General features: G+C 35.7%; 14 protein-coding genes. 3 read left to right on the top strand and 11 right to left on the bottom strand.

Going from position 1 to position 12,111, the window contains the following annotated elements; translation table 11 throughout:
- The first annotated feature begins 42 nt into the window (after positions 1 to 42).
- Genes GYV61_RS03015 through GYV61_RS03025 form a run of 3 tightly spaced genes read left to right on the top strand, consistent with a single transcriptional unit; the run spans position 43 to position 4,258 of the window.
- On the top strand, positions 43 to 1,254 hold the full coding sequence (locus GYV61_RS03015) for an MFS transporter (protein WP_174794736.1): 1,212 nt from the start codon (positions 43 to 45) through the stop codon (positions 1,252 to 1,254).
- Positions 1,247 to 3,223, top strand: coding sequence for an alpha-amylase family protein (locus tag GYV61_RS03020; protein ID WP_174794737.1), 1,977 nt, complete (start codon positions 1,247 to 1,249; stop codon positions 3,221 to 3,223). The genes GYV61_RS03015 and GYV61_RS03020 overlap by 8 nt, the downstream gene beginning before the upstream one ends.
- Before the next feature lie 9 nt (positions 3,224 to 3,232).
- Positions 3,233 to 4,258, top strand: coding sequence for an alpha-L-fucosidase (locus tag GYV61_RS03025; protein ID WP_122025481.1), 1,026 nt, complete (start codon positions 3,233 to 3,235; stop codon positions 4,256 to 4,258).
- 110 nt (positions 4,259 to 4,368) lie between these two features.
- On the opposite strand, the gene GYV61_RS03030 is transcribed toward GYV61_RS03025, so the two are convergent.
- The 11 genes from GYV61_RS03030 to GYV61_RS03080 form a co-directional block, all read right to left on the bottom strand.
- The gene (locus tag GYV61_RS03030; protein WP_174794738.1) at positions 4,369 to 4,689 is read right to left on the bottom strand and encodes a type II toxin-antitoxin system RelE/ParE family toxin; all 321 of its coding nucleotides are present in this window, start codon (positions 4,687 to 4,689) and stop codon (positions 4,369 to 4,371) included.
- Positions 4,689 to 4,922 (bottom strand): type II toxin-antitoxin system prevent-host-death family antitoxin, encoded by a 234-nt coding sequence (locus GYV61_RS03035; RefSeq protein WP_174794739.1) that lies wholly within the window; start codon positions 4,920 to 4,922, stop codon positions 4,689 to 4,691. Before GYV61_RS03035 ends, GYV61_RS03030 begins: the two co-directional genes overlap by 1 nt.
- A 353-nt stretch (positions 4,923 to 5,275) precedes the next feature.
- A complete protein-coding gene (locus GYV61_RS03040) occupies positions 5,276 to 5,506 on the bottom strand; it encodes a cytochrome b5 domain-containing protein (RefSeq protein ID WP_110445406.1) in 231 nt (76 codons plus the stop codon).
- A 70-nt stretch (positions 5,507 to 5,576) separates the two neighbouring features.
- On the bottom strand, positions 5,577 to 6,464 hold the full coding sequence (locus GYV61_RS03045; protein WP_174794740.1) for a lysophospholipid acyltransferase family protein: 888 nt from the start codon (positions 6,462 to 6,464) through the stop codon (positions 5,577 to 5,579).
- The gene (locus tag GYV61_RS03050; protein WP_174794741.1) at positions 6,461 to 7,408 is read right to left on the bottom strand and encodes a glycosyltransferase family 8 protein; all 948 of its coding nucleotides are present in this window, start codon (positions 7,406 to 7,408) and stop codon (positions 6,461 to 6,463) included. Before GYV61_RS03050 ends, GYV61_RS03045 begins: the two co-directional genes overlap by 4 nt.
- A gap of 20 nt (positions 7,409 to 7,428) precedes the next feature.
- Positions 7,429 to 8,268 carry a glycosyltransferase gene (locus GYV61_RS03055; protein ID WP_110445409.1) on the bottom strand — a complete coding sequence of 280 codons (840 nt, stop codon included), beginning with the start codon at positions 8,266 to 8,268 and terminating at the stop codon, positions 7,429 to 7,431.
- 10 nt (positions 8,269 to 8,278) lie between these two features.
- Entirely contained in the window at positions 8,279 to 9,043 is a 765-nt protein-coding gene (locus tag GYV61_RS03060; protein ID WP_110445410.1) for a lysophospholipid acyltransferase family protein, read from the bottom strand.
- Positions 9,044 to 9,328: 285 nt separating this feature from the next.
- Complete coding sequence (locus tag GYV61_RS03065) at positions 9,329 to 10,165, bottom strand: PTS system mannose/fructose/sorbose family transporter subunit IID (RefSeq protein ID WP_110445411.1); 837 nt, start codon at positions 10,163 to 10,165, stop codon at positions 9,329 to 9,331.
- A gap of 15 nt (positions 10,166 to 10,180) precedes the next feature.
- Positions 10,181 to 11,026 carry a PTS mannose/fructose/sorbose/N-acetylgalactosamine transporter subunit IIC gene (locus GYV61_RS03070; protein WP_110445412.1) on the bottom strand — a complete coding sequence of 282 codons (846 nt, stop codon included), beginning with the start codon at positions 11,024 to 11,026 and terminating at the stop codon, positions 10,181 to 10,183.
- A gap of 18 nt (positions 11,027 to 11,044) precedes the next feature.
- Positions 11,045 to 11,539: a PTS sugar transporter subunit IIB gene (locus GYV61_RS03075; protein ID WP_110445413.1), complete on the bottom strand. Its 495-nt coding sequence runs from the start codon at positions 11,537 to 11,539 to the stop codon at positions 11,045 to 11,047.
- Positions 11,540 to 11,562: 23 nt separating this feature from the next.
- Positions 11,563 to 11,976, bottom strand: a complete 414-nt coding sequence (locus tag GYV61_RS03080) for a PTS sugar transporter subunit IIA (RefSeq protein WP_174794742.1) — start codon at positions 11,974 to 11,976, stop codon at positions 11,563 to 11,565.
- Positions 11,977 to 12,111: the final 135 nt, after the last annotated feature.

Genomic DNA, 12,111 nt, shown 5'->3' on the forward strand with positions numbered 1-12,111 from the left:
CGGTTTAAAAAAGTTTTGTTTATTTAAGTAAGGAGAAATTTTATGGATGACAAAAGTGTTATTCAGCAGAGTAAAAAACTAATGATAGCGATCATGGGTATTTCTCTGGTTTTATCTACTTCAGGAGCTATTAGTGGTACTATTCCTTTAATGGAAAAGCATTTTGCTAACATGCCAACTTCTACTGTAGAATTGATTGTCACTATTCCGAGCTTCTCTGGAATTTTTATTCCGTTGCTTGCTGGGTTTATTGAAAAGGTTACTGGTAAAAAACTGTTGGCATTGCTGGGATTAGGTATCACTGCAATTTGTGGTGTTATTCCAGTATTTACCGGTAATTATTGGTTAATTTTATTTTCCAGAATAATGGTAGGAGTAGGGATCTCTCTTCTTACTCCATTAAGTGTTTCATATATCACTGATATTTATGAAGAGAAAAGAGCTAATGAGCTTTTAGGCTACAGAAACTCTTTTATTAATATTGGTAGTACCGTTTTACTCTTTTTAGCTGGTTATTTAATAAAAATTGGTTGGCATTCTGCTTACTGGGTATTTGCTCTAGCTGTTATTCCGTTCATAATGACGCTGGTTTGGATACCTAAGCGTTTTGATAACTATAGTGTTACTGTGGGCGAAGATGTCGATCAGCAAAAGATTAAACAGACTACTAACTGGCAAATAATTGGCTATGCGATTTTGTTTGGCATTATGCAAATTAGTTATATGGGAATTAGTCTTAAAATTCCAAGCTACATTGTTAATAATCATATTGGTGATAGTAGTACAGGAAGCTTTATCTTAAGCTTATTACCAATTGCAGCTATTGTTTCAGGGCTTCTTTATAAATACATTTATCATGTCTGGCAGAAAAATACCACTGCGTTTAGTGCTACCATTGCTGGTCTTGCATTAGGAGTTACACTATTTTTACGCAATTCCTACTTAATTGGTGCTTGCATTATGATTTCCGGCTTTTTCTGGGGCATCATGAATCCTCATATGACTGAACTGTTTGCCCTTAGTTCGCCAAAAGGTTCAATGACGTTGAGCACTTCCATAGTTATCTTTGGAATTAATATCGGTGGAACGTTTGCTCCATTTATCTTCCAATTTTTAGGAGCTTTATTCCATAATTATAGCCCTGAAATGGGTCTGATCATTTCAGCACTTATTTGGATTATTTTTGGTGTGGTATTTTTGATTGTAAATTTGATGTTAGCTAATAAAGCTAAAGGAGACAATAAAGATGCGTAAAAGAACTGTTCACTTGGATTTTCACACTAGTCCATATGTTAAAGTTGGTGAAAAATTTGACAGTCATGAGTTTGCTCAAACCTTAAAAAAAGCTCATGTCAACTCTATTACCTGTTTTGCTCGGGATCATCATGGGTATCTCTGGTATAATTCTAAAAATCATCCTGAAATGATTCATCCAGGATTAGTCAATCATAACTTGCTTGCAGAACAAATTAAAGCTTGTCATGAGGTAGGAATAAAAGTTCCTATTTATTCTACCTGTCAATGGGATGAATATTGCATGTTAAATCACCCAGAATGGCTCTGCCGAGATCCTGAAGGCAATAGAATTAATATGGGTGATGAAAAGCCTAATTTTAATGATGTTTTATGTTTAAATAGTGATTATCGTCATTATTTGTTCGACCATGTTAACGATGTGATAGACAGTATTGGAGCAGAGAACATTGATGGTTTCTTCTTTGATATTTTTTTCCTAGTGCCATGCGATTGCAAACATTGCAGAAAAGAAATGGCTCGCCTAGGTATCGACCACACAATTGAAAGTGAACGTGTACGGTATTGTCATTTAATGCTAAAAGAGTTTAAACGTGAAATGACCAGTCTAATTCATAAACGAGTTAAGAATGCTACTATTTTTTATAATGGTTCTCATGTTGGACCTTATATTAAAACTTCACTGCGTTACTACTCACATCTTGAAATAGAGAGTCTCCCTGGTGGAAACTGGGGCTACGATAATTTCCCTCTAGTAGACAGATATGCTAGAACACTGGGTAAAGATATTATCGGTATGACTGGAAAGTTTCATACATCATGGGGTGATTTTCAATCCTTTAAAAATAAAGAAGCTTTGGAATATGAAGTTTTCCAAATGTTATCTTTTGGTGCAGGGTGTTCAATTGGTGACCAATTACATCCTAGTGGACAATTATCTCCTGCTACCTATGAATTAATTGGCCATGTGTATAAGACTGTAGAACAACTAGAACCAGAACTTGAAAATACGAAGCCTTTAGCAGAAATTGCTGTAGTTACTCCGGAAAGCATATGGGACAACGGTATGACTTTAGACGAATCCCTTATCGGAGCCAACCGAGTCCTCGACGAACTGGGATATCAATTTAATATCATAGACTTAGAAGCAGATTTTTCTCAATATAAATTGCTGATTCTGCCAGACAAAATTAAAGCTACACCAGAAAGTTTTGCCAAACTGCAAAATTATGTCAAAAACGGTGGCAAGGTGTTGTTGTCATACCAGTCAATGGATCAAGGAGTTTACAATGAAAACCCTCTGACTGGTAATTTAATGGAAGGATACTCTTTCTGGGATCGCGATTATATTTATCCTAATTCACAAATAGGACATAATTTACCTCAAGAAGAACATGTTATGTATGAGCAGGGAATGGCTGTTGAACCAATTAGCTCAAAAGTTATTTTGGAAACACGTGAACCCTACTTTAACCGTGAAGGTAAATATTATTACGGCCATAAACATGCTCCTTCCACAGGCAAAAAAGGTGTACCAGCAGCTACTCTGAAAGGAAACTGCATTTACTTTTCACATCCTGTTTTCAAGATTTATCGTGACTATGCTCCTCGGTGGGTAAAAGAAATCATCTCTGATGCTTTGAACATATTACTTCCAGATCGGTATGTTGTTAAGCCAGAAGATAAACCAAGCCTGTCAGCACAGTTACATTACTCATCAAATAAAAATAAGTTTTTGTTACACCTATTAGATTATCCTCTAAAGAAAAATGCGGTTAATTTATATACTATTGATGAACGGTCACAGTTGATAAATCAAAACTTTACAGTTTTAGTAGGAAACAGAAAAGTTAAAAAGGTCGAACTTATAAGGCAAAATCAAGAAATTGCTTTTCACCAAGATGATACCAAAATTAGCTTTACTGTTCCCAAAATTGACGGCTATGAAATTGTAAAAATACAATGTTAGGAGAAGTATATGAATAAAAATAATAATATTGAATGGTTCAAAAATGCTAAATATGGCATGATGATTCATTGGGGATTATATTCTCTTCTTGCTGGTGAATATGAAGGAAAATCTTCAAGTTATTATGCCGAATGGATTCAATCTAAATTGCAAATACCTATTGTTAAGTACCGCCAACTTGCAACAGCTTTTAATCCAATTTATTTTGACGCTGATAAGATTGTCGCATTTGCTAAAAATTGTGGTATGAAGTACCTGGTAGTTACTACTAAACATCATGATGGTTTTGCAATGTATCATTCACAAGTTGACCCATACAATGTTTATGACGCGACACCTTTTCACAGGGATGTAATCGGAGAATTGGCAGAAGCTTGCCAAAAGGCAGGTTTGAAATTTGGTCTTTATTATTCACAAGACTTAGACTGGCATGAACCTAACGGTGGCGGCTACCTTTCAAATGATATCGAATCAGCTGGTACTACTTGGGATAACAGCTGGGATTTTCCACAGAAAAACAAGAACTTTGCTCAGTGTTTTAATGACAAAATCATACCTCAGATTAAGGAAATAATGAGTAATTACGGTGAGATAGCTACAGCTTGGTTTGATGTACCAATGACTTTGACTGAGGCTCAGAGTCAGGAAGTTTACGACACGGTGAAAAAACTGCAGCCAAACTGTTTAATCAATTCCCGTCTTGGTAATGGTAAATATGATTATGTTTCACTTGGTGACAATGAAATTCCAAGTGACAAAGAAGAAAATCAACAAAATGTTGATTATAATTCAATTGAAGGATTTAAACCGTCTCCTTATGGCTTATATGAAACGGCTGGTACAATTAACGATTCTTGGGGCTTTTCGTACCGCGATCAAAATTGGAAATCTCCCGCAACAATTTACCAATACCGCAAACATTTAAATAGTTTAGGAATCAATTATCTTTTAAATGTTGGACTTGATGGCTTAGGCAGAATTCCTTTACCAGCCCAAGAAAATATTGCTGCTGCAGCAAAATTGGTTGAAAATTAATAAAATGTTTTAACAATGATATGACCTCCGAAATTAAGTCAGTTTCGGAGGTCGTATTTTTTAACTATTTAATACAATAAAAAGGCTCATCATAATTCGATGCGCCTTAGTTAATGAAAGTAATTCTGGATTTTTTGAGCGAGATTTTCTTTAGTGCTTAATATAAGCTCAATATAAATTATTTTTTCTTTTTTATCTACATGGTAGAAGATATATTCATATTTATCAATTAAAACATAATAACTATTAAGTAATTCAGAGAACTTAGCAGCTTTAATGCCCAGATATGGAAATGACCCTAGATTCTCTAGTTTTTCTTTTTCCCTGGCTAAAACTTCTTTTTTTACTTTTTCACCAAAACTAGATAATAAGTATGTTTTGAGATTTTCAAAATATTTTATAGAAGGGCTTGATAATTTTAATGTGAACATTAGCTGAATAACTTTTTTTTAATTTCATCAAAATTATAGTGCTTTGACTTTTCAGCTTTTTTAATTTTATTTACCAGCTCAAGAGCAGTAGTAAATTCATCATATTTTTCGATATCTATGAGCGCAAATTTGCCATAGCCATTTTTGGTAAGAAAAACTGGATTATCTTTTTTAACTTTATCAAGAACTTTATTGTAATTTCTTAATTCTGAAACAGGTCGAATTTGTAGCATAATTATCACTTCCTTTGACAAATATTGTACATTATTTTGCTAAAAATTTACAGCATAATAATGAACAGAATTAATAAACGCCATTTTTAAGTTTTTCATTACTGTCTGGTATTAGACTACTTAGTCGTTAGACAAGGGATTTTTTGAAACTAGAATAAAATTCCTTACATAAATGAGGTTAGTAACATATTTTTGGTAGATGATGTACCCAATTGATATTTAAAAGAAACTATTTTATTGGTATATGAGTGCATAACAACAAGTATTTATTAGAAAAAGACTTAGAAAAATAATTTAATCATCAAAAAAAGCAGGCATACAAACATATGCCTGCTTTTTACTATTTATGTTAATTAATCTTCGTAAGTACCGACTTTTTTCAACTTACCCAAGACACTTTCACCGTGAGGTGATTGTCCTATTGCAACAGTTAAATCACGGCCGGCTAGATTGCCATGGTGCTCACCATCAGTCCAGTGCGGATTACCAGTTACATCATAAACAACACCTTTAATAGCAACATAGGCTGGATTGCCATTTTTGCCATCATATTTTGCTAAAGACTCTTTTGTGAATTTTTCCATTGGAAATATCCCCTTTCCAAATACACTTACTAATTGTCACCTCAATTATAGTCGCAAAAAAATCACAAGTCTAACTTTTATTTTGATTTTTTTGATAGTTGAAACGCCAGCCAGCAATATCCCAGGGGGTAAAAGTCAGATCCAACTTACGCTGGTAAGCCTTTTCATAGGCTGTAACTTTTTGCTGATAATCACATGCCATCATCTTCTTGGAATTTTCATTGGCACTGAGCTTAACATCCGGAAAAATTGGTGGTAAAACGTGGACTACATATTTTGTTTGATAAAAATTAGGATGATCTTTTTCTAGTTTATCGATTGTCTGGATTTCAATAAAAGTTGAAATAACGGGGACATTTTGCTTAGCAGCAAAATAGTATGCGCCCCGTTTTAATTCACGGGGCTTGCGGTAATTCCACCACATTTCCTGTTCAGGATAAATTAAAACCCAGTTGTTTTGCTCTAAAGCATCATGCAGGTGATTCGGGAACTCGTTACCAACATAGCTGGGAGTTTCTATTAAGGGAATAGTGCCCACATAGTTCATTAAATAGCATAAAATTCCCGGTAATTTCAAATTAGTATCTTCAATGGCAATTGTTAATGAATGATGAGTTTTATTTGCTAAATGTTTAATTGGCAGGGAGTCAATTTGATTAAAATGATTGGCCGTAATAATTGCCCCGCCTTGAGGTAAATCAGCCAGGTTTTCGAGTCCGGTAAATGTGGTCGATGATGTCAAAATACGCATCAAAGTATTGAAAAGCAAGTGACCAATTCGATCATTTATTTTTCCCTTGACAGTTTTTTGTTCATGCCAAAAATTGTTGACTAATTCTTTACTCTCTTTGATGGATAATACAGGGTCACCAATTTCGACTTTGGCATGCCAATCCCTTTTGGCAACAGCTTCTTTAATATTTTGAATTACTTGTTCACGATTGTCACCGATAATCATAAACTAACAGGTCCTTGTTTTTTTACATTAGCCCAGTTATGAGGGTCATTAATGGTTTTGTCTTCTTTGGCTAGCATATGATCCAATTTGTGCCGGTCTTCATCACGCTGTTTATCAGTATAATTATTTAATTCTGCTAACAAATCATTGTAAAACTTAGTTTCTTTGGCACTGTTCCAAAAATATTCTTCATACTGCACATTTTGAAAATGCCACGGTTTAAAGAAAAGATTATAGTGAATTAAACTGGGATTAGCTAGGGGCTCAGTATTATCATTTGGCATTGCGTCCCATTTGGGATCTAAATGTAAAATTCTTTTATCGCCAATTTCATTTAAGTAGTCTTGATCAGGAGCAATACAGTCAAAATGATATTTTTTGAGTAAACTCATAAAATGGTCAATAAAGTGTTCGTCGCGAAAGGCTTTGCAGTTTAAAACCAGCATTCCGGAATTAATATATTTTTTCGGATCAAGAATTAGCACTTCTTTAATATACTTCACCATTTTTGTCACATGTTGAATTGAAGAGTCGGTGCAAGCGGCAAAGAGGTGACTACCTAGCTTAGTGTCATACAGTCTGCCAATATCATCGTTAACGATTGTGTCACTGTCGATATAAATAGCCTTATCGTATTGGGGAAACAGATCAGGAATGAATAAACGGTAGAAAATGGACATGGTAAAAAAGTCAGCCCGCAAAAAGTTTTCGGTACGATTCTGAATAGGGGCAACTATTTCATCATTAATATTAAAAAACTTAACGTGAACATTGCTGGTACCTATTTCTTGTAGGTCCTGTTTATGCTGTGTAGTTAAATCCTGACTTAAAAAATAAACTGTATAATCTTTATCAGTAGCGGCATTTTTAACCAAAGAATTGAGCGATACTGCCGCGTATTTCGTAAAGTCATCACTGATAGCATAAAAAACTGGAATTGTCATGTTGTTATTTTCTCCAAAAGTTATTTTTTTATTAAATTGCTTTTAACATTAAGATAATTAGTCAAAATGTCATCATATTCATGCAATTTTAGCACTTTATGTACACGTTGAACATCCCATGGCTTAACCGTCAAGGTATGAAAGACGGGCCAAAAGCGAAAACTGGTAGTAAAGTGCTGGATCACAGTGTCTGGTTGCAATTTATACTGTTCATTATAGCGCCTGGGAGCAATTTTCTTTTCTCGTGCATAACGGTTAAGCGCAGTTTGATCTGGCATTAAAACAGTTCTGGTTTGTAAGAGGTGTCGAATGCGGGCAAATAAGTTAGTTTTCCTGATTTCAGGCAAGTTAAGCAGCAAAACGCCGGAATTAACGTAATCAAACACTTTGTGTTCGTGCAAGTTGTGGAAAAAGAAGCGCCCCCAGTAATCAAGGACACCAACAAGTTCAGTGCCAGTTAAATCTTGCTGGTAAAAGTTGACTAAACTGCGTCTGACAATCACGTCAGCATCAAGATATAATATTTTATTTGGCAGCTGCGGTATTTCATCCGCAAAAAGTCTGAGCATAGCATAGGGAGTAAAATGAGTACTCATATTTGCTATGAGAGGTTCTCTGACAAATAAACCAGTACAGTCCATCAATTTTAAAGTGTTTTGGGGATTTTGCTTTACTAAGAGTGATTTGAGATAATCAGCCGCGTGCTTACTAAAAGGCTGAAATTTTTTATGATAACTTTGAGTATACATTGTTAGGATGTATATATGGAGTTCTTGGGCACCACTGTTTTTCAATAATGAAAGAGTAGCGATAAGAATGCCATCCTCGGCGTTATGGTCACCGCAAAAAAGAATATTCATTGAGAACTCCTTAGTTTATTTTTTGGTACGTACAATATTCATAATTACTTTTTAAGGCTCGTTTTTGCATTGTTTGATAAATTTCCTGGTGCAGCTTTTCTTGTGCCCGCTTTTTACCAATGTGTGAATCTGGGTAAAAAGGGCCATCGAGATACACAATTATGCGCGGCCTTTTACCCCATTTGGGCTTAGTATAAGTTGTAGTCATAGTAAAACTGGCCACGCCAAGTGTAACGGGAAAGTGCATACTGGTTGCAGGAAAAGGCCTGATTTTAGTGTAATAGGGCCAAACGTGAGCTTCAGGATAGATGACAACTACTTTTTTAGCCTTAATAACGGTAGCTACTGCCTTAATTAGTTTACCAGATTGCTGTAAGTTCTGACCCACAGGAAGCCCAAAATAAGGCAAAACCAGTTTGCCTAACACAGGGATGCCCCAATTTGATTGTGCCCCAATTGCATAATAATTTTTGGTTGGAATAATACTTAGCGGTAAAACCACGTCACCAAAGGCTTGGGTATGGTTGCCATAGATAAAGTAGCCTTGATTTGCGGCAGCTTGCAGCTTATCCTTGCCAACTATCTTTACCCTTAAAACCAACTTAATATAGATTATACTAATTAAATGCCCTAATGAACGTATAATTTTTGCCCAGACTTTTCCACCTAAAGAATGGGGGAAAATATTATAGCTATTTGGCAAGTGATAATCCTGGCTCTGGCTAACTACCAAATCATCAGTTAAATGATGATAAAAGTATTTGTGCTTACCCATGAAACCCTTCTTTCGATAATGCCATCAAGTAATTCTATCATGAATCTTGTGAGATTAAAAAGGGGGGGCGATATAGGTTAGTTGTCATAACTTTATCTAGGCAATCTATCTTCACATACTTGCTTAATTTATTAATAGTTAAGCAAGTACTTACCCAAAATATTATAAGTAGGTAATTACTTGTCGATTAAATTAACTTTATGTACACAAAAAGAGCACATAATTGACATGTGCTCCTAAATTAACTGAAAATAAGTATAAGATGTGCTTTTCACAAATGCATGGTTAAAATAATCCAATCAAACAACCAATAGTTATAATTACTACCATGATGATAATGACTTTAGTAGCTGTCATTTGTTTACTGGAAACAAGCCACCAGCCTAAAATAACCATAGCTAAAGGCAATAGTCCAGGGAAAATACCGTCTAGAACCGTTTGTAAAGGTTGCGATTTGCCACCTAAAGGAATTTTCGCCACTGTCTTTAAGACAATGGTATTTGCGGCTAATGCACCTACGACCATTACACCTAAGATGTTAAAAGCATCGGTAATTCTTTTGGAGTTTTCGCCTACAATGGTGTCGATTGCGCCAACTCCCAGTTTATAACCACTATGAAACGCAATATAGGAAATTGTAGGTCCGATTATACCGTAGGCAATGATGTAAAATAATGGTCCAACAGGACTGCCACCCTTGGCTAGACTCATAGCAATTGATAATAGAATAGGAACAATAATTCCTTGAATAATTGAATCACCAATGCCGGCCAAAGGACCCATTAAAGTAGCTTTAATGTTAACTGGCATTTCTTCTGAAACGTCATTACCCAAAGCGATTTGCTCTTCTAGGGAAGCAACAATCCCATTAATAATTTGACCTGTTTGTGGTTCAGTATTGTAAAACATGGAATGACGTTCAAGTAGACGTCTTTTTTTCTCAGGATCATTTTTATAATATTTACGTGCAAAAGGTAAGTAAGAATATGCCCAGGCATGTCCCTGCAGCTTTTCATAGCTCATTGAACTGAGATGTGTAAAACCCCACCGATACCAAATTTGATTAAGTTCATGTTTTGATAGTAGCTTTTGTGGTTCAGTATTATTTTCATTTGTAGCCATTTTTAACACCTCTCGTTAAAATAAGTCTTCATCTTCATATTCGTCATCATTATCAACCGCTTGTTCTGCATTATTTGCAGAGCTGGTAGCAGTTGAAGCACTGCTTTTACCAGTTGCCATGTAATACAGATATGCGACTAAAGCGGAAATAAAGACAATTGCAATCATGCTTAATTTGGCAAAAGCAAGTAAAACAAAGCCGACAAAGAAGAAAATAAAGTGTGATTTGTTTTTGATTACTATGCTCATTAGCATTGCAATACCCAAGGCCGGCAAAACGCCGCCCAAAACCTGAATAATGTGGGTTACAATAGCGGGAATGCTGTCGATTAGCCAATTGACTAAGCCTTTACCATAATAAATTGCCAGAAAAACTGGTACGGCACGTAAAAGGAAGGTAGTGATTTGTGGATAAACTAGATGGTTCAGGACAATACCGCGATCGTCATTATTATGAGCGGCGTTTTCAGCGCGAGTGTTCCAGAAAGAATAAAGAGCCATTCTGCCGTTATAGAAAATTAAGCCAAATGTCTGACCAATAAGAATGGCTAAGGTAACAGCGATTGCAGGATTTTTAGTAGTCGCCATTGCTAAGCCGATTCCACCATAAGCTGCATAAGTAATTTCACTGTTAGTAGCGCCTCCAGTTGACAGGTTAGCGATGAAAACTGCTTGTACAGCTAAGCCGCACAAAATACCATTTTTAATATCACCAAAGGCAAGACCGACTAGTAATCCGGCTACCAAAGGTCTACCAACAATATAGAAGCCTCCAGTCATACCAAAGAGCCAAGGTGTTTCAATCGCTCCCAGATAACAGAAAATTCCTGTTAAAAGTGCGGGAAAAAATAAATTATTCATTTTTATTGCCTCCAAAAATTAGGACATAGAATCATATTTCTTTTTCATAGTTGACCAAGGCTTAATCTCATCATCAGGTAATAGCTGAAATTGAATATCAATACCATGCTTGGCAATATCTTCAAAAGCGTTATAGTCGTCTTGATCGATGGCCACTGTCCGTCCGAGTACCTTAGTTCCAGGACGGGTATTCATCGGGCCAACATTTAATACTTTGCCAAAGTCAACGCCCATGTCTGCCATTTGGGCAAAAGTCTTAGGGGAGTCGCTGATTAAGAAAAATTTCTTTTTAGATTCAATCCCCTTTTTGATTTTTTCGCCAGCTTCAGCAACCGTATAAATGCCAACTTTTAAGTCGTTAGCAGCAGCTTTTAATACCTTACGGCGCAACTTATCGTGGGCTATATTATCACCGACAACTAAAATGCCGTCCACAGGACGTGCTTTTGTCCAACGGGTCATAGTTTGGCCGTGGATTACCCGATCATCAATTCTTACTACTGAAATACTCATTATTACTACACCTTTCTTATTTTTTAAAATTCAATATCGTCATCATCATCTTGCTGGTCTTGAGCAACTGCAATACCATTGGTTCCTGCCTGTAAAACTGTCTGTACGGCTTCATCAAGCGTTGTATTGTCAGATAACTGAGGAACAAGTTCTAAAAGCATTGGTAGATTCAGTCCACTGACCACTCGTATTCTTTCTGTATGAGCCAAGTAGTACTTAAAGGACTCATTGTATGGAGTTCCACCTTTTAAGTCTGCCAGAATTAAGATTGGTTCTGTTTCACTGTCAAGCAGCTTTTGTAGACGGTCACGATATGAACCAATTCCTTTTTCATCTAATGCAAGTGTCATGATCTGGTCCGATTTGCCGGCAATAAATTCAAAGCCGGAAGCGATACCTTGTGCTAAATGTCCATGTGAAGTTAATAATATTTTCACTAAAATCACCCCTTTTGTAAATACATATTAATTTACAACACAATTATATGTAATCGCTTTATATAAGTCAAACACTATTTTTATAATAAAAAGTAAGCGGTTGACATTATCACTTTCTGTGGGTAAAATCAATTT

The organism is Lactobacillus melliventris, from assembly GCF_013346935.1.
In the GTDB taxonomy this organism is placed as follows: domain Bacteria; phylum Bacillota; class Bacilli; order Lactobacillales; family Lactobacillaceae; genus Lactobacillus.